The sequence below is a fragment of the Streptomyces sp. NPDC023573 genome (genome assembly GCF_055559735.1).
In genome coordinates, this window is sequence record NZ_JBVHKB010000003.1 from 768,197 (window position 1) to 788,427 (window position 20,231).

Below are 20,231 nucleotides of genomic sequence, written 5' to 3' on the forward strand. Positions count from 1 at the left end.
GATGGAGGACTGCTACCGCGCCCCCAGGGTGAGGACGTGGTCCACGCCGGCCGTCAGCTCCAGCGGAGCCGGCGGGTTCCCGGCGGAGGTCTCGGTGAGGGCGAAGCCGTCGCCCGTACGCAGATCGACGCGGGCGTCGCGGGTGGGGCGCAGCCGGGCGGTGGCGCCGTGCTCCGACCACCGCAGGTCAAGATGTGCGCCGAACCGCGTGCGCACACACCGGAGTTCACCGGCCGGGTACGCCGCGGGGAGGGCCGGCAGCAGCACCAGGCGGCCGGGTGCCGACTGGACGAGCGACTCGATCACGGCGGCGGGCAGGGTATGGGCCGCGTCCGCGTTGTAGACGTTCCGGGACGGGTAGTGCGCGCTCATCAGCGAGTCGTGGAAGAAGTCGCCGCCCAGCACCGCGTCCAGGGCGGCCGAGACCCGGGACGGGTCCCGCAGCCGGGCCGCGATCAGTGCGTGGTGCAGATGGCCGTGGGCGGAGTCGTTCTCCGAACCGCGCAGCTCAAGGGCGCGGTGTGCGGCAGAGGCCGTCTCCGGGGTGTCGTACGGATTGATCGCGTCCAGCGGCCACACCGGGTAGAGGTGGCTCAGGTGGCGGTGGTCGTACGTCTCGCGCAGACCCGGCCACGCCCACTCCGCGAGGGCCCCGTCCTCGTTCACCAGGTACGCCGGGAGCCTCGCCGCGAGCGAACGCCAGAGTCCGGCAGACGGATGACCGGGGGCGTGCTCGGCGGCCGTCGTCAGGGCGTGTCGGGCGGCCGCGATGTCCATGGTGGCGTTGACCGTGCCCCAGCTCGCGTTGGCCGGCCGGTTCTCCGGGGAGTACGAGGGCACGACGGCCAGATTCCCGTCCGGGTCCTCGCGGCTCAGGAAGTCCTCGTAGAACAACGCCACTTCGACGAGAGCACCGGTCAGTGCGGCGTCCGGGGCGCCTGTCGTCACCTCGGCGTGCTCCAGCAGCGGCTGCAGGAGCCAGTCCGCACCGGCCGTCCACAGATGCAGCGGATAGGCGCGCTGGAAATGCCGGGTGTGGCCCGAGGTCCCGTCCGTGTGGGAGGGCGCGACGATACCCCGGGCGCCGAAGAGCGCCCGGGCGTTGTCCCGCCAGTCCGCCAACTGCCCCTGGACGAAGGTGGCGTGGGCCTCGGTGACCTCCGGGAGGGCGGCTGCCGCCGCGGAGGCGAGCTGCAGGTTGAGGTTGGCGTTCGTGGTGAAGGCTCCGGACCAGGCGGTGTCCCAGTCGCCGGTCCACAGACCGGTCAGCCGGGGCGGCAGCACCCCTGAGGAGGAGAGGAGGTGGTAGCGGCCCGCCGCGAAGAGCCGTTCCAGCAGCGCCGGGGACTCCGGGGCGCGCAGCAGCTCGCTTCCGGACAGCCCCCGCTCCGGCGCCGCGTCCCGCAGCACGAGGGAGGCCCGGCCGTACGCGGTCCGGTGCAGCGGCCGGTGGCGGTCCAGGAGCGTGGCGTAGTCCTCGCTGGGCAGCGCGGCCCACAGCTCCCCGAGGTCCGGGCGTCCGGGCCCCCTGACGACCCGGGTCGTCAGGGTCAGGCTCTGTGCCCCCTCGATCCGGATCCCCTCGCCGGCCACCGACACCCGGCCGCCGTCCACGCGCGCCACCGTGACGCCCGTGTACCCGAGCTCGCTGCCCGGATAGCCCACCCGCAGGGCCAGGCGCGCGCCCCCGGGGGTCAGCACGGTGGAACGGCCGACCGCCAGATGCGCCGGGGCGCCCGGCAGCGAGTGGTCCAGGACGAGGTCGGCGGTCAGCCCGGGGTCGGTGACGTGCTGCACGATCACGTCGTCGGCCCGCGACACGAACACGCTGCTGCGCCACGCCTCGTACGACGCGGTCACCTCACCCGTGGTGAAGTCGACCTCACGCCTGTATCCGGCGACCGCCTCGTGCAGCCCGCGGGCCCGCCGCACACACGACCGGAACGCCGGGTGGAACGGCTGCACCCACACCAGCGGCCGGCCCGCGCCGAAGTCCTCGGACGCGGTCGTGTCCCCGGCCAGAAGTGCGTCCTGGAGGCGGCCCAGCCCGTCCGCGAGCTCCGGCGGCCGCAGGTCTTCGCTGCCGTTGGGCCGCACGAGGCTGTGGTGGTTCACGATCACCCGGTCGTCCGCGGGGTCGCCGTACACCATCGCCCCGTGACGCCCGTTGCCGCTGAGGAACGCGTCCTCCCAGCGGGTGGCGGGCCAGGGCTCCCACGTGCCGTCGATCATGCGGACACGTCTCCGAGCACCGCTACGCCGTAGCGCTCCAGCTCGACGACGCCGTCGGACTCGGCGCCCGTGAGCAGATCGACGTGGCGGCCCGGAAGCTCCACCCCGGCCGGGGAGCGGCCGTGGTTCAGGAGGAAGAGCAGCTTGCCGCGGCGCACCGCCTCGACACCGGCCGGGAGCCCTTCCAGCACGGGGTGTACTCCGGCTCCGGCCGCCACCCGGCCGAGCAGACCGCGCAGCGCCCCGGGCTCGGGCAGCGTGGAGACGTACCACGCGGTGCCCTTGCGGAGCACGGCCGGAAGTCCGTCCAGCTCCCCGCCGCGATACGCGGCCACCGTCTCCGCGCTGCCGTCGGCTTCCAGCTCCTCCGACCACACGGTGCCCCGGAAGCCGTCGCACTCCACCGTCGCGCCCTCGTCCAGAGGCCACCACTCGTGCACCGTGCGGAGGCCGAACAGCTCACGCAGCCTGCTGTCCATGCCGCCCGGCCGGATCCGGTCGTCCACGTCCGCGACGCCGGTGAAGAACCCGCACACCAGGGTGCCGCCACCCCGCACATAGGCGACGAGGTTGTCGGTCGCCGCGTCGGACAGGAGCTGCAGCTGTGGGACGAGCACCATGCGGTACGCGCTCAGGTCGGCGTCGGGCCGGGCGAACTCCGTGCTGATCCCGCCCTCCCACAGGCCTCGGTGCCACGCCTGCACCAGCTCCGTGTACGAGACGAGGGAGGACGGCCGCCCTTCCTGGGTGCTGGACCACCAGGCGTCCCAGTCGTGCAGCACGGCGACCTCGGCCGGGACGTCGGTTCCGCTCACCTCCCCGCCGATCAGGGCGAGTTCGGCGCCGATGCGCTTGATCTCCCGGAAGGTGCGGCCGTCCTCACCGGCATGACTCAGCATCCCGGAGTGGAACTTCTCGGCGCCCTGCCGGGACTGCCGCCACTGGAAGTAGCAGAGGGCGTCCGCCCCCCTGGCCACCGACTGCATCGACCAGAGCCGGTTGAGGCCGGCCGGTTTCGGATGGTTGACGGGGCGCCAGTTGACCGGCCCGGCCGCCTGCTCCATCACCATCCACGGCCCGCCGGCCTGCGAACGCGTCATGTCGGCGAGCATGGCGTTGTACTGTCCGCCCCGCGGGTCCGTCGGATCCGGGTAGACGTCGACGGAGACGATGTCCTCCTGCTCCGCCCAGGCCCAGGCGTCCTGGCCCGACCACAGCGGCATGAAGTTGGTCGTCACCGGGATGTGCGGGGTGTGCCGTGCGACGATGTCCCGCTCGGCGGTGTAGCACTCCATCAGGGCGTCGGAGGTGAACCGCTTGAAGTCCAGCTCCTGCGCGGGATTGCGCATGTACTGCGCCCGGCGCGGCGGCAGGATCTCGGTCCAGGAGTCGTAGCGCTGACTCCAGAAGGCCGTGCCCCAAACCTCGTTGAGTGCCTCCAGGGTGGTGTACCGGGAGGCCAGCCAGCGGCGGAAGTGCGCGCCCGTCTCGTCGCACCAGCAGTGCGTGCAGTACTCGTTGTTGATGTGCCAGACGGTGAGCGCCGGATGGTCGGCGTACCGCGCCGCGAGGTCCTCGGTGAGGGCGGCCGCATACCTCCGGTACACCGGTGAGCTCGGACAGAAGTGCTGCCGTGAGCCGTAGTTGACGACCGCGCCGTCCTCGGTGCGCGGCAGTGTCTCGGGGTGGAGCGCTCCCATCCACGGCGGCGGTGAGGACGTCGGGGTGGCGAGCACGACGCCGACGCCGTTGGTGTGCAGCAGGTCCAGCAGCCGGTCGAGCCAGCCGAACTCACGGGCCCCCGGGCGCGGTTCCATCGTCGCCCAGGAGAAGACGCCGACGGTGACCGAGTTGACCCCGGCCTCCCTCATCAGCCGTACGTCTTCGGCCCACACCTCCTCGGGCCACTGTTCGGGGTTGTAGTCGCCTCCGAAGAGGACGCGGCCACGGGTGGCGTCGTGCAGGGATGGCATGGACGTCTCGTTCCTCTACTGGTGTTCCGGGGTCTCTACCGGGGGTCTGCGTACTGGATGCCGCGGCCGTTCGTGCCCAGATAGACACGGCCGTGGACGCGCGGGTCGCCGGTGATGACCTCACCGGTCCACCCCCAGCGGTGGTCGTCGTCGTTGATGCGGATCCAGGTCGCGCCCGCGTCGTCCGAGCGCAGCACCGCCACGCCGTCGTACGTCGCGGAGACCCGCCCCGTCTGGAAGACCGCCGGACAGCCGGCGCGCCCCTTCCCCGGGGCGGCCTTCCCGAATCCGAGGGCGTACGAGGCCTGGCAGCCCGCCACCGCGGCGAACGTGCGACCGCCGTCCGTGGAGCGCAGCAGGCCGCTCTCCTTGGCGGACAGCCACAGGTCACCGGAGCGCCCCGGCGCCGCGGCGATGCGGAACTGCACATCTCCGGAGGGAAGGCCCGTCGCGCCCTCGGTGAAGGTGGCTCCCTTGTCGGTGGACAGGAAGACGGTGCCCGTGTCCGTGTCGTAGACGTAGAAGCGGGCCGGGTCGAGCGGGTCGGCGACCGGGGCGCCGCCCTTGGGGAACGTGGTCACCTCGGCCCAGGTCGCGCCGCCGTCCGTGGAGCGGTGCGCGGCGTACTTCGTGCCGTCCCAGTGGACGAACGACCACAGCAGCGTCGCCCCGTCGGCGGAGACCGCCACCGGGCCGGGGGCCGACGGGGCGATCGCCGGCTGGGAGGCGAACGGCTGCCAGCTCGCACCGCCGTCGTGGGAGTACGCCCCGGCCGAGTCGGAGCCCGAGGGCCAGCCCGTCCGCACGACGTACGACGGCTTCAGCGTGGCCAGGGCCAGCCCGGTCGCCGTGCCGAAGACCGGGTTCGACGCCATGCCGCGCGAGGGGGAGGCCGTCAGGGAGTCGTGGTACATGACCCCGATGTCACCCAGGCCGCTGAGCAGCCGGGCCCCCGAGGGCGGCGCGACGAGCTGGCGTACCGACGCCTCCTCCAGGCCGCGGATCTCGGGAGCCCAGTGCACCAGGTCGCGTGTGCCGTAGATCGTGGCCCCGGTGCCGTACACGATGTGCCGCGAGTCGTACGGGTCGACGGCCACGGCCTGGATCCACCAGCCGAACTTGGGCTCCCCGCCCCACTTCAGATACGGCGTCTCGGAGACGTCCAGGACCGCCGTGTCCTTGAGCGAGGTCCAGCTCGCCCCGCCGTCCGTGGAACGGAACAGGGTGTCCACGGGGCCCCAGCGGTTGTTCGTGGAGACCACGACGGTGCCGGTACGGGACGCGTCCACCGCCACCCCGCCGTACCCGAACGCGTCACCGTCGCCGGGAGCGACCGGGGTCACCTCGGTCCAGGTCCCCCGCACGGTGTCCAGGCGGTGCACCGAGCCGTCGGACTGGTTGTTCGGGCCCGGTCCGTCCGCGTAGGTCACGTACAGCGCACGGCTGCCCGCGTCGTACGCCGCGCGCACAGGCACCTTCGTCGACGCTCCGGCGGACGGCTGTCCGGGGACGGCTTCCCAGCCGCCGGAACTGTTCGTCCGGTAGAGGGCGCTGCCGCCGTCGCCCCAGCCCGCGTACACGGTCCGGCCGGCCGCCACCAGCAGGGTGACGCCCTGGCCGCCCGCCGACGGGGCGGCGGGGAAGGAGGCGTCGGCGGCCCAGGTGGCGCCACGGTCAGTGGAGCGCAGCAGCCCGTCGTGGCGCGTGCCGAGCCAGAGGGTTCCGCTGTCCCGGGGATCGACGAGCAGCCGCTCGCCGCAGCCCCGGCCGTCCTCGTTGGCCCCCAGCCGCACGGTGAGATCCGTACGCGCCCAGGTCGCTCCCCGGTCGTCGGACCTGAGCACGGCGCCCGGGGAGGCGTACGCCTGGGTGTATGTCCCGAGGGCCAGGTACAGCCGGTCGGGGTGCGCCGGGTCGACGGCCATCGCCTCGACGCCCATCAGGTTCCAGTCGTCCCAGCCGATGTGGTCGGTGAGCGCGGTCCACCGGGACTTCCGGCCGTCCCACCGGTAGGCGCCGCCGATGTCGGTGCGGGCGTAGGCGAGACCGCGCACGGCCGGATGGAAGAGGACGCCCGTGACGAAGCCGGTCCCGCCGATCGCCGCGGTGCGCCAGCGGTGCGGCTGGGTCCTCGCCGGCCGCCGGGCGGCCTCGGCGGCGCCCGCCGCCGGCAGCACGGTGGCAGCGGCAGCGGCGACCGCGGCACCGGCCAGGACGGTCCGGCGCCGGGGGTGTGGTGCGGACTCTGACTGCGGGACGGACGAAGCGCGCATGACGAAGACCCTCCGGTGGGGAGTGACATGGATGGACGGGGACGGACGTCAGCCCTTGACGGCGCCGGTGAGCATGCCTTCCTTGAAGTGCTTCTGGACGAAGGGCGACAGGAAGGCGACCGGGATCAGCGCCAGCACCATGACCGCCATCTGGATGGCGAGCGGTGACAGCTGGCCGGTGTTGATGACCTGCGCGAGACCGGTGGGACGCTCCTGCTTGAGGACCAGTTGGTTCATCACGTTCTGCAGCGGCAGCATCTGCGGGTCGCTGATGTAGATCGAGGCGTTGAACCAGGCGCTCCAGTAGCCGACCGCGTAGAACAGCGTGATCACGGCGATGACCGCGCGGGACAGCGGCATGACGATCTGCCACAGGATGCGTACGTCACCGGCCCCGTCGATCCGGGCGCTCTCGATGAGCTCCTGGGCCGTGCTCATGAAGAAGGCGCGCAGCACGAGGATGTTGAAGACGTTCAGCGCGCTGGGCAGGATCAGCGCCAGATAGGAGTCGGTGAGGCCGAGCCCCTGGACCACCAGGTAGGTGGGGATGAGACCCGCGCCGAAGAACATCGTGGCGAGCATGAACACCAGCAGCGGCCGGTGCAGCACGGACCCGGTACGCGAGAGGCCGTACGCGCACATGACGGACACCGTCATGCTGAAGAGCGTCCCGACCACGGTCACACAGAGGCTGATCAGGGTGGCCCGGGTGACCTGGCCGCCGCCGAGGAGCTCCTGATAGGCGACGAAGGTGATGCCGCGCGGGATCACCACGAGACCGCCGGCCTCGGTGATGGTCCTCACCGAGGACAGACTGGTGACGACCACGACCCAGAGCGGGAAGAGGACCGCCAGACAGATGAGGACCAGGACCACGCCCTTGGAGGCGAGACCCGTCCTCGACGGCTCCTCCTCCCACACCGGGCGCAGCCGGCCGCGTGTGCCCGGCTTCACACCGGCCAAGCCGGTCAGTCCGGAGAGCAGGCTGCTCACTTCTTGTACACCCCCTGCTCACCCATGAGATGGGCGACCTTGTTGGCCCCGAGGACCAGCAGCAGACCGAAGATTCCCTTGACGATCCCGACGGCCGCCGCGTAGCTGAATCCGCCGTTGGTGATACCGACGTTCCAGACGTAGGTGTCGAGCACCTCCGAGGCGCCCGGTCCCACCGCCGTGCGCTGGAGCAGGATCTGCTCGAAGCCGACGGTCAGCGCGTTGCCGACCTGGAGCACCAGCAGCAGGGCCACGACGGGGCGCAGCGCGGGCAGGGTGATGTGCCACATCCGGCGCCAGCGGTTCGCGCCGTCCATGGCGCTCGCCTCGTAGAGGTCGGGGCTGACCGCCGCCAGGGCGGCGAGGAAGACGATGACACCCCAGCCGGCGTCCTTCCAGATCATCTCGAAGGTGATCAGGAACTTGAACAGACCGGGGTCGGTCATCAGGTCGAAGCCCTCGTGACCGTTCTCCCGCAGCGTCTGTGCGATCAGTCCGGCGCCGCCGAACATCTGCTGGAACACGGTCACGACCAGGACCCAGGAGAAGAAGTGCGGCAGATAGAGGATGGCCTGGGCCACCGCCCGGACCCGGGGCCGCACGAAGCTGTTGATGAACAGCGCGAGCAGGATCGGCACCGGGAAGAACAGGGTCAGCTGCAGGAGGAAGATCGCCAGCGTGTTCCGCAGCGCCGACCAGAACAGCCGGTCGTTCACCATCTGCTGGAACCACTCGAACCCGACCCAGGGGCTCTGCGCGATCGCCTGGAACGCGTTGTCCGCGACGTACGGGTCGTAGTCCTGGAAGGCGACGACGTTGCCCGCGAGCGGGACATAGGCGAAGACCGCCAGCAGCAGCATCGCCGGCAGGGTCATCAGCAGCAGTGTGCGGTCCCTGCGCAGCCGGTGCCGCAGGGGCACCTTCGTGGCGACGGGCCCGTCGGCGGCCGCCCTTGTCTTGACCGGCGGCGTCCGTGACTCCTGCGCGCGCCGGTCCTCTGTGCTCAGTGACATGTCAGGAAGCCGACTCGCCGGTCTCGTCGAGCAGCTTCTTGTACCAGTCGCGAAGCTTGTCGCCGCCCTTGGACTTCCAGTCCGAGACCTGCTGCTGCATGTCGCTGACCTTCTTGCGGCCGCGCACGATGTCCTTCTCGACGTCCTCGAACTGCGCGTTGAGCTCGGTGTAGCGGGTCGGCTCCTGGATCTGCATGCCGTGGAAGAGCGGCTTCTTCAGGTGTGCGCCCTGACGCTGCTGCCACTCGATGACGCCCTTCACCACGTCGGGGTGGTCCGGGTAGGCCCGGAACGGGGCCGAGGTGGCGACGTACTCGTAGGTGGCGAAGACCTGGTTGTTGCCCTTCTCCGTCTTGGTGAGGACGCCGTCCTTGAGGGTGTGGTGGGTGCCCTCCAGGCCGTACGCCTTCAGGCGCTGCTCCTTGGTGCCGTAGGGAGCGGAGGTGAAGTTGGCGAGGGCGAGGATGTCCTCGATCGTCTTCTTGTCCGCGTCCTTGTTGACGAAGCACCAGATGTTGGAGGGTGCGGCCTCGTAGATGACCGGGTCGCCGCCGTCGTGGGCGAAGAAGTCCATCGCCCCCATGCGGAAGTCCGGCTTGTCCAGCCGCTGGATCGCGGTGGCGGCGTACCAGTCGGAGATGTCCGCGTTGTACATGAGGGCGTTGCCCGACGAGAAGGTCGTACGCATGTCCCCCGTCTCGGCCTTGGCGTCGGGGTGCACGAAGCCCGCCGAGTACAGCGAGCGCGACCATTCCAGCGCCTCGAGGTACTCGTCGGTCTCGTAGCGGTTGACCAGCTTGCCGTCGACGAGCTTCCAGTAGTACGGCTTCTCCGGCAGCACCCCGAAGAAGACGAACGCCGACCATGTCATGTCACTGCACGCCCACACCTTGCTCTTCGGGGCGTTGATCTCCTTGCAGAGGTCGTAGAACTCCTGCGTGGTGGTCGGGACCTCGTAGCCCTTCTCCTCGAAGATGTCCGCGCGGTAGAAGGGGGTGATGTTCGGGGTCGCCTCGGCCGGCATGGGCAGGCCGCGGAGCTTCTCGGCGAAGACCCCGCGCTGCCAGGCGCCGGTCGGGATGGCGGCGAGGTTCGGGTAGGCCTTGACCTTGTCACCCGAGAGATACGGGCCGAGGTCGGCGAACTTGTTGGCGATGGCGCTCGGTATCTTGCCGCCCAGCTCCCAGCCGGGGACGACGACGGCGTCGGGGATGCTGCTGGAGGCGAGCACGGCGCCGAGCTTCTGCCCGTAGACGTTGCCGTCCTGGTTCTGCCACTTGACCTTGACGCCGACGGCCTCGTCCATGGCCGTCCAGTACGGATTGCCCTCACCCGGCGAGGTGCCCCACAGCGGTGCCATGATCGTGAGCTCGCTGCCCTTGCCGAGCTTCTTCGGCACCGACACCGCCAGCTGGTCGGCCGGGAGCGCGGTGGTGAATCCGACCGCGGAGCCGTTCTTGCCGGGGATGTCCGGGGTGACCGCCTTCGACGGCACATAGGCGGGAAGCAGGTCCTTCAGCTTCTTGCCCGTGGTGGTGCCCTCGTTCTTCGAACCGCCGGAACCGCCGCCGCAGGCGGCGAGGAGCGGCATCCCGCCGCCCACGGCTGCCGCGACAACCACGGAGGAGGCGAGGAATCGTCTCCGGCTGGGAGCGGAGGGGGAGTTCGGCGTCATGGGGTCAACCCTTCGTGGTGCAACAGGACGGCCCGCGGCGGCGGTTGCCGCTCGGCCCTGTGTCTGAGGTAGGGGGCGTTACCGGCCGAGCCGGTGGCATTGCACCGGCTGAGCTGAAGCGGTCAACGGACTGCCTCGTCGAAGCGCTTCGATGTTGCAGCGAGATTAAGTGAAGGGTCACGGCCGCACAAGAGTTCGTTTCGATATTCCTCCGACGTGTTTCCGAACCGTTTCCCGGCGACGCGCGGCTCCGGTGTGCCCGGAGGAGCTCTTCATTGCGGCGACACCCTTGACACCTGCGGGGTCGGCCGCAGAGCATCGAAGCGCTTCGAAAGATCTTCTCCTCGCGTCGAAGGACCCATCGACGCCCGCAGAGACCGAAAACCTCCCACCTCTCCAAGGGGACCCGCACGTGACGGACCATCCGTTTCCCTTCCGCGACCCGCAGCTGTCCTTCTCCCGCCGCACCGACGACCTGCTCGGACGGCTCACGCTCGACGAGCGGATCGCGATGCTGCACCAGTTCGCCCCCGCGGTGGAGCGGCTGGGCCTCGGCCCGTTCCGTACCGGGCAGGAGGCCCTGCACGGGGTCGCCTGGATGGGGCCCGCCACCGTCTTCCCGCAGGCCGTCGGTCTCGGCGCCACCTGGAACGACGACCTGGTCCGCCGGATCGGCGAAGCCGTCGGCGACGAGGTGCGTACCAAGCGCGCCCAGGACGACCGCGTCGGACTCAACGTCTGGGCGCCGACGGTCAATCTGCTGCGCCACCCGCTGTGGGGCCGCGGCGAGGAGGGGTACTCCGAGGACCCGGCACTGACCTCCGCCATCGCCGTCGCCTACACCCGGGGGCTGCGCGGTGACGACCCCCGCTACTGGCGTACCGCCCCCGTGCTCAAGCACTGGCTCGCGCACAACAACGAGACCGACCGCGACACGGCCTCCTCCTCGGTCCGCCCGCGCGTCCTGCACGAGTACGACCTGCGCGCCTTCCGCGACGCCGTGCGCGCCGGGGCCGTGGCCGGGGTCATGCCGGCCTACAACCTCGTCAACGGCCGCCCCAACCACGTCTCGCCGCTCCTCGGTCAGCACCTGCGACGCTGGACCGAGCAGCCGCTCGTCGTCTGCTCGGACGCGGGCGCGCCCTCCAACCTGGTCGACTCCGAGCACTACTTCGACACCCACGAGGAGGCCACCGCGGCCTCCCTGAAGGCGGGCGTCGACAGCTTCACCGACCACGGCACGGACTCCACCGTCATGACCGGCCGCATCCGCGGCGCGCTCGCCAAGGGCCTTATCGACGAGAGCGACATCGACACGGCGGTCCGCCGGCTGCTCACCATGCGCTTCGCGCTCGGCGAGTTCGACCCGGAGCTCGATCCGTACGCGAAGGTGGACGCCCTGGACACCGAGGAGCACCGGGCGCTCGCCCTGGAAGCCGCGGAACAGGCCGTCGTCCTGCTCAAGAACGACGGCCTGCTGCCCCTGGAGCCGGAGCAGGGCCGGACCGTCGCGGTGGTCGGGCTGCTCGCGGACGCGTGCAAGCTGGACTGGTACAGCGGCACGCTCATGCACCGCTCGTCGCCGCTCGACGGGATCCGCGAGCGGTACGGCGCCGAGAACGTCCTCTTCGCCGAGGGCGTGGACCGGATCCGGCTGAAGTGCTCCGAGGGCTGGCTCCAGGTGCCCGCGGCCGAAGGCTCGGCGGAAGGGGAAGCGCGGGGTTCCGAAGGCGCCCTCGACCCGGCCCTCCTCGCCGGACGTACCGACCTGCCCCCGCTGACCTGCGGCGAGGAGGCGACCGAACTGGCCCTCGTCGACTGGGGCGACGGCGTTCTCACCCTGCGCACCGACGAAGGGCTGTACCTCTCCGTCGCCGACGACGGGTACGTCAGGGCGTCCGCGGACGAGCCGGGCGGCTGGGTCGTCCAGGAGACGTTCCGCCTGGAAGCGGTGGAGGGGCACGACGGCGGGCACCGCCTTCTGCACATCGGGACCGGTGGGTACGTGTCTGTCGCCGCCGGCGGAGCGAAGGTTGCCGAGTCCGGCGAGAAGATTTCGCGGGACGCCGCCACGGTCTTCGAGCGGGAGACCGTCGAGCACGGCGCCGACGCCGTGGCACGGGCCGCCGCGGCGGCCGACACCGTCATCGTCGTCGCGGGCAACGACCCCCACATCAACGGCCGCGAGACCGAGGACCGCACGACGCTCGCCCTGCCCGCCCAGCAGGACCGGCTGTGGCGTGCCGCGCACGCCGCCAATCCGCGTACGGTCCTCGTGCTGGCCTCCGCCTACCCGTACGCGGTCGGCGACGCGGCCGAGGAGCTTCCGGCCCTGCTCTGGACTGCGCACGGTGGCCAGGCCGCGGGCACCGCGCTCGCCCGCGTCCTCGCCGGCGACGTGTCCCCGGCAGGACGGCTCCCGCAGACCTGGTACGCGAGCGACGACGACCTGCCCGGACTGCTCGACTACGACATCATCGGCTCCCGCCAGACGTACCTCTACTTCGACGGCACCCCGCTCTACCCCTTCGGACACGGCCTCGGCTACGCCGGCTTCACCTACTCCGCGCTCCGGGCGGAAGCCGACGGTGAGCGGCTGCGCGTGTCGCTGACCGTCACCAACGACGGTGGACGCGCAGCCGACGAGGTGGCCCAGGTCTATGTCCGCGCGTCCGGGCCGGGGGGGACGGACCTGCCCCTGCGCAAGCTGGTCGGTCACCGCAGGCTGCACCTCGCGCCGGGCGCGGGGGAACGGGTCGACTTCGACGTGCCCTTGGAGGAGCTGGGCAACTGGAGCGTGGCGCACGGCCGGTGGACCGTCGAGCCAGGCGCGTACGAGATCCTCGCGGGCGCGTCGAGCGCCGACATCCGGCTCACCGCCACGTTGACTGTGGACGGTGAGGCGCAGGGCCCCCGCCCGGTGGCGGCGCGCGGTCTGGAGGCCGCGGACTACGACTGGCAGCGCGGCACGGAGATCGTCGACCGCGCGAAGACGGAGGGCGACGCCGTCGTGCCCGCCTCCGGCAGCGAGGCGGGGCGGCTCATCTACCGGGCGTGCGACTTCGGTGAGGGCGTGAGCGGACTGAGGCTCCTGGTCTCGGGGGAAGGACGCGTCGACGTGTCCGGGGGCGGGCTCGGCATCGCGCTCCAGTTCCCGGACACCGGCGGCCCCTACGACTACCGGGCCATCGAGGTCGAGGCCGACCTCCGTGGGGTGGTGCGCGAGCTGTGTATCGACCTCACCGGGCCCGTGCGTCTCGCCCGCATCGACGTCATCCACGCCGAGGAGACCGCATGAGGTTCACCGACGGCTTCTGGCTGATGCGTGAGGGCGTCCGCGCCTCGTACGCCACCGAGATCCGTGATCTACGGGTCGAACCCGACCGGTTCACCGCGTACGCGTCCGTCAAGCGGGTCGCCGCACGCGGAGACACGCTCAACACTCCGCTGATCACGGTCGAATGCTTCTCGCCGGCGGAGGGTGTCATCGGCGTACGCGCCACCCATCACGCCGGCAAGGCCCGGCGCGGACCGGACTTCGCCCTCCTGACCGACGACACCACGGCGTCCGCCGCACGCACCCACCGGGACGGCGCGGTCACCGAACTCACCAGCGGTCCGCTGACGTTGCGCATGGACGGTGACGGACCCTGGGGGATCACCTTCCTCGACGGCGACGGGCGACGCCTCACCGGAGTGGACCCCAAGGGGACCGCCTTCGCGACCACACCGGACGGCATCCACCACATGATCGCCCAACTCGCCCTGGAGGTAGGCGAGAACGTCTACGGCCTCGGCGAGCGCTTCACCCCGTACGTCAAGAACGGCCAGACCGTCGACATCTGGCAGGCGGACGGCGGCACCAGCAGTGAACTCGCTTACAAGAACATCCCGTTCTACCTCTCCTCCCGTGGCTACGGCGTCTTCGTCAATCACCCCGGGAAGGTCTCGTTCGAGATCGGCTCGGAGTCCGTCGGGCAGGTGCAGTTCAGCGTCGAGGACCAGTCGCTGGAGTACTACGTCGTCGCCGGCCCCACCCCGAAGGACGTCCTGTCCCGCTACACGGCCCTGACGGGCAGACCCGCGCTGCCACCGGCATGGTCGTTCGGCCTCTGGCTGACCACGTCCTTCTGCACGTCCTACGACGAGGAGACCGTCACCTCCTTCGTCGACGGCATGGCCGAGCGCGGAATCCCACTGAGCGTCTTCCACTTCGACTGCTTCTGGATGCGCGAGTACCAGTGGTCGGACTTCCTCTGGGACCCCGAGGTCTTCCCCGACCCGGAGGGGATGCTGGCCCGCCTGAAGGAGCGCGGGCTACGCGTCAGCATGTGGATCAACCCCTACATCGCCCAGAAGTCGGCCCTGTTCGCGGAGGGCGCCGAACAGGGCTATCTGGTGCGGCGGGCCGACGGCGACATCTGGCAGTGGGACCTGTGGCAGCCCGGCATGGCACTGGTCGACTTCACCAACCCGGCCGCCCGCGCCTGGTACAACGACAAACTGCGTCTGCTGCTCGACCAGGGTGTCGACTGCTTCAAGACGGACTTCGGCGAGCGCGTCCCCACGGACGTCGTCTGGCACGACGGCTCCGACCCGGAGCGGATGCACAACTACTACGCGCAGATCTACAACCGCACCGTGTTCGAACTCCTGGAGGAGGAGCGCGGAACGGGGGAGGCGGTGCTCTTCGCCCGGTCGGCGACGGCGGGCGGGCAGCAGTTCCCGGTGCACTGGGGTGGCGACTGCTTCGCCTCGTTCACGGCGATGGCGGAGTCTTTGCGGGGCGGTCTCTCCCTGTCGCTGTCCGGATTCGGCTTCTGGAGCCACGACATCGGCGGCTTCGAGGGGACCCCCGACCCGGCGGTCTTCAAGCGCTGGCTCGCCTTCGGCCTGCTGTCCTCGCACAGCCGGCTCCACGGCAATGTCTCCTACCGGGTGCCGTGGGCGTTCGGCGAGGAAGCCGTCGACGTGACACGGAAGTTCACCCTGCTCAAGCACCGGCTCATGCCCTACCTCTACCAAGCAGCCGCGGAGGCGCACCGTACGGGTGTCCCGATGATGCGGCCGATGCTGGCGGAGTTCCCCGGCGACCCCGCCTCCCGCACCCTGGACCGGCAGTACATGCTCGGCCCGGACCTGCTGGTCGCCCCGGTCTTCACGGAGGACGGCGAGGTCGAGTACTACGTCCCCGAGGGCACCTGGACCTCGCTGCTCACCGGTGAGCGGGTGACCGGCCCCGGGTGGCGGCACGAGACGCACGGCTTCGACAGCCTGCCCCTGCTGGTGAGGGACGGCGCCGTACTCCCGTGGGGCGCCGACGACCAGCGCCCGGACGGGGACTGGCTCGAAGGCCTGACCCTGCGGGTCTTCGGCTCCGGAACCGGCGGGAGCACGGTCACCGTGCCGGACCTGTCCGGCGCCACGGCGGCGTCGTTCCGGGTCGTACGGGACGGCACCGGTGTGCGGGTCACGGCGGAGGGAACGGAGCGCCCGTACCGCGTGGTCGTCGAGGAGTCCGGGGCGACGGGGGAGGGGACGGGGACGGTGTCCGTCGCCTGACCACCCCCCGGCGGGGATAGGCAGTGCCACCAGAGGCCCGGTGCGGACGCACCGGGCCTCCGGTGCGCCGGCAGGCCACGGAAACCCGAGCCCAACAGGCGAAATCCGGCCCGTCCGATGGCAAGATCGATGCAACTCACTGAAGAAGTGGGGTCGTTGACCGGCCGAACTCTGGAGACGTCGTGTCCGCTCGCTCCGCACTGCCTGTTGTGGTCACCGCCACCCTCACCGCCGTCGCCGTGCTCACAGGCTGCACCAGCACCAAGCCCTCCGCGTCCGACGGAACGGAAGTGGAACTGGTGCAGTCCGGCAAGCTCACCACCTGCACACACCTGCCGTACGAACCCTTCCAGATCCGCAAGGGCGACGCCGTCGTCGGCTTCGACGTGGACCTCGTGGATCTGGTGGCCAAGAAGCTCGAGGTCACCCAGGAGATCGTGGACACGCCCTTCGAAGGCATCCAGAGCGGCGAGGACCTCAACGCCCGCAAGTGCGATCTGGCCGCGGCGGGCATGACGATCACCCCGGTGCGCGCGAAGAACCTGGACTTCTCCGTCGGCTATTTCGACGCCACCCAGGCTCTGATCGCCAAGAAGGGGTCCCCCTTCACCTCGCTGGCGAGCCTCAAGGGAAAGAAGCTCGGCGTCCAGCAGGGCACCACGGGAGAGACGTACGCGCAGAAGAACGCCCAGGGCGTGACGACCGTGCAGTTCGAGGACCTGGCCCTGCTGCTCACGGCCGTGAAGACCGGACAGGTCGATGCCGCGGTGAACGACAACGGCGTGCTCTTCGAATACGTGCGGAAGAACCCGGACACCCAGGTCACCGCCGAGTTCGACACGGGGGAGGAGTACGGCATCGGGGTGCGCACCGGGAACGACGCCCTGCGCGAGGAGATCGACGCGGTGATCGCCGGCGCCAAATCCGACGGCAGCTACGACCGGATCTACAAGAAGTGGTTCCCCGCCGCCCCCAAGAAGTGAGGAAACCACCACCGATGTCCATATCCCGCAGGCAGCGCGCCCGCACCATCCGGGGTGCTCAATACGCTGTCCTCGCCGCCGTGCTGCTCGTCGTCGCCCTGGCCGCCGACTGGGGTGAGATCCGACGGGCGTTCTTCGATGTCGATGTCGCCAAGGCGCAGTTCCCCGACATCATCACCACCGCCCTGCTCAACACCGTGGTCTACACCCTGCTCGGCTTCGGGTTCGGACTGGCCGCGGGGCTTCTGCTCGCCCTGATGAGGCTGTCGCGCGTCCCGCCGTACCGCTGGCTGGCCATCGCGTACATCGAGTTCTTCCGCGGAGTTCCCGCCCTGCTGGTCTTCATCGCGCTCGGATTCGGCGTACCGCTCGCCTTCCAGGTGGCGCTCAACCAGTACGTGACCGTCATGCTGGCGCTCGGCCTGGTCGGTGCGGCCTACATGGCGGAGACGATACGGGCGGGAATCCAGGCGGTACCCAAGGGGCAGATGGAGGCGGCGCGATCGCTGGGGATGTCGCAGACCCGGGCCATGGTGTCCATCATCATCCCGCAGGCTCTGCGCATCGTTCTGCCGCCGCTCACCAATGAACTGATCCTGCTGACGAAGGACTCGTCCCTGGTGTACTTGCTGGGCCTGTCTCTCTCCCAGTACGAACTGGCCAAGTTCGGCCGGGACGCCCTGAACCAGAACCGCAGCCTGACGCCGATCCTCATCGCCGGCCTGTGCTACCTGATCATCACTCTGCCGCTCGGCCACCTGGTCCGGCGGCTCGAAGCGCGTACGGCGAAGGCGAGGTGACCGCGGTGAAGGCGGTATCGACGGCAGACGGCGCGGCAGCGGTGAGCGGGCCGGCGATCGACGTGCGGGGTCTGCGCAAGTCGTTCGGCACGCTGGAAGTACTCGCGGGCATCGACTTCTCGGTCGCCCGGGGCGAGGTGGTGTGTGTCATCGGCCCGTCCGGTTCGGGCAAGTCCACGCTGCTGCGGTGCGTGAACCTGTTGGAGGAGCCCACGTCGGGGACGGTCACGGTGGCCGGCGCGGAAGTCACCGACCCGGATGTGGACATCGACAAGGTGCGCCGGCGGATCGGCATGGTCTTCCAGTCGTTCAACCTGTTCCCGCACCTCACGGCACTGGAGAACCTGACGCTCCCCCAGCGGCGGGTACTCGGGCGCGACAAGGCGGAGGCCGCGAGGATCGCTCGCGAACGGCTGGCCCGGGTGGGCCTGACCGACAAGGAGTCCGCCTATCCGGCGCAGTTGTCCGGCGGTCAGCAGCAGCGGGTGGCCATCGCGCGGGCTCTGGCCATGGATCCGGAACTGATGCTCTTCGACGAGCCCACCTCCGCTCTCGACCCGGAACTGGTGGGAGACGTCCTGGCCGTCATGCGCTCACTCGCCGACGAGGGGATGACGATGCTCGTCGTCACCCATGAGATGAGTTTCGCCAAGGAGGTCGCGGACCGCGTCGTCTTCATGGACGGCGGGGTCATCGTGGAGGAGGGGACCCCGGAGCGGGTGATCGGCGCGCCCCGTCACGCCCGTACCCGGTCCTTCCTCGCGCGCCTGCTGACCCCGGCCACCGCGGCCCTGTCGGAGGCGGCCGGGGCCGCCGACGGGGCGGGGGAGCGGTCCGACCCGGTGTAGCCGGCCGGTAATCGACCGACGCCGCCGACCGGGGCTCGTCGCGATCACGGTCCGTGTGACGGTGTGCGCAGTCTGCGACCTTCGGGTTGTCCCTCCGGCAGGGACCGGCCCGGGCGGCCGTCCTCCCGTCACCGCCCTGTCACCGGCCGACGGACGCCGCAAGTGAGTCGCATCACTCAGAGTGAATATCTCGGCATACATCTCGCCGGACCGGGGAGGGTCCCAGGCTGCTGGTGCCGCACCCCGGTCCACCGGCGCACAAGTGCTCGGCCGGACCGGTGCGGAGCAATCAGGCACGGAAGGCAGATCGCTACATGTCGGCTCCCACCTCGTCGGACCGCCCCACGGCCGCCCTGGAGACCCTCCACATCGACGGCACCTGGCGGGCCGCCCGATCCGGCGCGACGCGCGAGATCCTCGACCCCGCGGACGCCACCGTCCTGGCTCTCGTCTCCGAGGCCGGCGCCGAGGACACCGACGCCGCCGTGGCCGCCGCCCGCCGCGCCTTCGACGACGGCCCCTGGCCCCACCGGCCCGTCGCCGAGCGCGCCGAGCTGCTGCGCCGGGTCGCCGGGCTCCTCCAGCGGGACCGCGAGGAGATCGCGATCACCGAGAGCCGCGACACCGGCAAGACCCTGGAGGAGGGCCGCGTCGACGTCGACGACGTCACCAACGCCTTCCGCTACTTCGCCGACCTCGTCATGAACGAGAGCGGCGGCCGGGTCGTCGACGCCGGTGACCCCGACGTCCACAGCGTCGTCGTGCACGAACCGGTCGGCGTCTGCGCGCTGATCGCACCGTGGAACTACCCGCTGCTCCAGGCCAGCTGGAAGATCGCCCCGGCCCTCGCCGCCGGCAACACCTTCGTGCTCAAGCCCAGCGAGGTCACCCCGCTCTCCACCGTCCACCTGATCCGCCTGCTCGCCGAGGCCGGACTGCCCGACGGCACCGCCAACCTCGTCACCGGCGCGGGCGACCCCGTCGGCGCCCGGCTCTCCGAACACCCGGACGTCGACCTGGTCTCCTTCACCGGAGGGCTCGCCAGCGGTACGAAGGTCGCCCAGGCCGCCGCGCCCACGGTCAAGAAGGTAGCCCTGGAGCTCGGCGGCAAGAACCCCAACGTCGTGTTCGCCGACGCCTGCGCCACCGACGAAGGCTTCGACACCACCGTCGACCAGGCGCTCAACGCCGCGTTCTTCCACAGCGGCCAGGTCTGCTCAGCCGGAGCCCGCCTCATCATCGAGGAATCAGTCCGCGACCGCTTCGTCACCGAACTCGCCCGCCGCGCCGACGCGATCCGGCTCGGCCGGGGCACCGTCGACGGCGTCGAGTGCGGCCCCCTGGTCTCCGCGCAGCAACTCGCCAAGACCGAGGCGTACGTGGCGTCAGCCCGCGAGGAGGGCGCGGTCGTCCGCTCCGGCGGAGCGCGCCCCGAACCCTCCGACATCCGGCCCGCGAGCGGCTACTTCTACCGGCCGACCGTCCTGGACGGCTGCCACCGAGAGATGAAGGTGGTCCGCGAGGAGACCTTCGGCCCGATCCTCACCGTCGAGACCTTCCGCACCGAGGAAGAGGCCGTCACTCTGGCCAACGACACCGACTACGGCCTCGCGGGCGCCGTGTGGACCACCGACGCGGGCCGCGCCCGGCGCGTCGCCGGCCGGCTGCGCCACGGCACCGTCTGGATCAACGACTACCACCCCTACCTCCCGCAGGCCGAGTGGGGCGGCTTCGGCAAGTCCGGCACAGGCCGGGAGCTCGGCCCCACGGGCCTCGCCGAGTACCGCGAGTCCAAGCACATCTACCAGAACCTCAACCCGCGTCCGCAGCGCTGGTTCGCCGGCTGAACAGGCCGGTCCTCTCCCCGCCCCGCTGTTCG

General features: G+C 70.6%; 12 protein-coding genes. 6 read left to right on the forward strand and 6 right to left on the reverse strand.

The window, feature by feature from the left end:
• Nucleotides 1-12 precede the first annotated feature (12 nt).
• The 6 genes from ACZ32T_RS13795 to ACZ32T_RS13820 are packed head-to-tail and all read right to left on the reverse strand — an operon-like array spanning nt 13 to nt 10,159.
• A complete protein-coding gene (locus tag ACZ32T_RS13795; protein WP_467366948.1) occupies nt 13-2,232 on the reverse strand; it encodes a glycosyl hydrolase family 95 catalytic domain-containing protein in 2,220 nt (739 codons plus the stop codon).
• A complete protein-coding gene (locus ACZ32T_RS13800; RefSeq protein ID WP_467366949.1) occupies nt 2,229-4,205 on the reverse strand; it encodes a beta-galactosidase in 1,977 nt (658 codons plus the stop codon). The genes ACZ32T_RS13795 and ACZ32T_RS13800 overlap by 4 nt, the downstream gene beginning before the upstream one ends.
• 35 nt (nt 4,206-4,240) lie before the next feature.
• The gene (locus tag ACZ32T_RS13805) at nt 4,241-6,478 is read right to left on the reverse strand and encodes a 1,4-beta-glucanase (RefSeq protein WP_467366951.1); all 2,238 of its coding nucleotides are present in this window, start codon (nt 6,476-6,478) and stop codon (nt 4,241-4,243) included.
• Between the two features lie 48 nt (nt 6,479-6,526).
• A complete protein-coding gene (locus ACZ32T_RS13810) occupies nt 6,527-7,462 on the reverse strand; it encodes a carbohydrate ABC transporter permease (RefSeq protein ID WP_467270099.1) in 936 nt (311 codons plus the stop codon).
• Between the two features lie 5 nt (nt 7,463-7,467).
• A complete protein-coding gene (locus ACZ32T_RS13815) occupies nt 7,468-8,484 on the reverse strand; it encodes an ABC transporter permease (protein WP_356713197.1) in 1,017 nt (338 codons plus the stop codon).
• Between the two features lies 1 nt (nt 8,485).
• Complete coding sequence (locus tag ACZ32T_RS13820) at nt 8,486-10,159, reverse strand: extracellular solute-binding protein (protein ID WP_467366953.1); 1,674 nt, start codon at nt 10,157-10,159, stop codon at nt 8,486-8,488.
• Nucleotides 10,160-10,571: 412 nt separating this feature from the next.
• On the opposite strand from ACZ32T_RS13820, the gene ACZ32T_RS13825 reads away from it, so the two are divergent.
• The 6 genes from ACZ32T_RS13825 (at nt 10,572) to ACZ32T_RS13850 (ending at nt 20,199) form a co-directional block, all read left to right on the forward strand.
• Nucleotides 10,572-13,457: a glycoside hydrolase family 3 C-terminal domain-containing protein gene (locus ACZ32T_RS13825; protein WP_467366955.1), complete on the forward strand. Its 2,886-nt coding sequence runs from the start codon at nt 10,572-10,574 to the stop codon at nt 13,455-13,457.
• Nucleotides 13,454-15,721, forward strand: coding sequence for an alpha-xylosidase (gene yicI, locus ACZ32T_RS13830; protein ID WP_467366957.1), 2,268 nt, complete (start codon nt 13,454-13,456; stop codon nt 15,719-15,721). Before ACZ32T_RS13825 ends, yicI begins: the two co-directional genes overlap by 4 nt.
• Nucleotides 15,722-15,903: 182 nt before the next feature.
• On the forward strand, nt 15,904-16,704 hold the full coding sequence (locus tag ACZ32T_RS13835; protein ID WP_467270068.1) for an ABC transporter substrate-binding protein: 801 nt from the start codon (nt 15,904-15,906) through the stop codon (nt 16,702-16,704).
• 14 nt (nt 16,705-16,718) lie between these two features.
• Nucleotides 16,719-17,504, forward strand: a complete 786-nt coding sequence (locus ACZ32T_RS13840; RefSeq protein WP_467270070.1) for an amino acid ABC transporter permease — start codon at nt 16,719-16,721, stop codon at nt 17,502-17,504.
• Nucleotides 17,505-17,509: 5 nt separating this feature from the next.
• Nucleotides 17,510-18,352 (forward strand): amino acid ABC transporter ATP-binding protein, encoded by an 843-nt coding sequence (locus tag ACZ32T_RS13845; RefSeq protein ID WP_467366959.1) that lies wholly within the window; start codon nt 17,510-17,512, stop codon nt 18,350-18,352.
• A gap of 314 nt (nt 18,353-18,666) precedes the next feature.
• Nucleotides 18,667-20,199 carry an aldehyde dehydrogenase family protein gene (locus ACZ32T_RS13850; protein ID WP_467366961.1) on the forward strand — a complete coding sequence of 511 codons (1,533 nt, stop codon included), beginning with the start codon at nt 18,667-18,669 and terminating at the stop codon, nt 20,197-20,199.
• The last annotated feature ends 32 nt before the right edge of the window (nt 20,200-20,231 follow it).

Coding starts and splice junctions, on each gene's coding strand:
- ACZ32T_RS13840 (WP_467270070.1), top strand. CDS start 16,719: ATGTCCATATCCCGCAGGCAGCGCGCCCGCACCATCCGGGGTGCTCAA.
- yicI (WP_467366957.1), top strand. CDS start 13,454: ATGAGGTTCACCGACGGCTTCTGGCTGATGCGTGAGGGCGTCCGCGCC.
- ACZ32T_RS13800 (WP_467366949.1), bottom strand. CDS start 4,205: ATGCCATCCCTGCACGACGCCACCCGTGGCCGCGTCCTCTTCGGAGGC.
- ACZ32T_RS13850 (WP_467366961.1), top strand. CDS start 18,667: ATGTCGGCTCCCACCTCGTCGGACCGCCCCACGGCCGCCCTGGAGACC.
- ACZ32T_RS13795 (WP_467366948.1), bottom strand. CDS start 2,232: ATGATCGACGGCACGTGGGAGCCCTGGCCCGCCACCCGCTGGGAGGAC.
- ACZ32T_RS13815 (WP_356713197.1), bottom strand. CDS start 8,484: ATGTCACTGAGCACAGAGGACCGGCGCGCGCAGGAGTCACGGACGCCG.
- ACZ32T_RS13820 (WP_467366953.1), bottom strand. CDS start 10,159: ATGACGCCGAACTCCCCCTCCGCTCCCAGCCGGAGACGATTCCTCGCC.
- ACZ32T_RS13805 (WP_467366951.1), bottom strand. CDS start 6,478: ATGCGCGCTTCGTCCGTCCCGCAGTCAGAGTCCGCACCACACCCCCGG.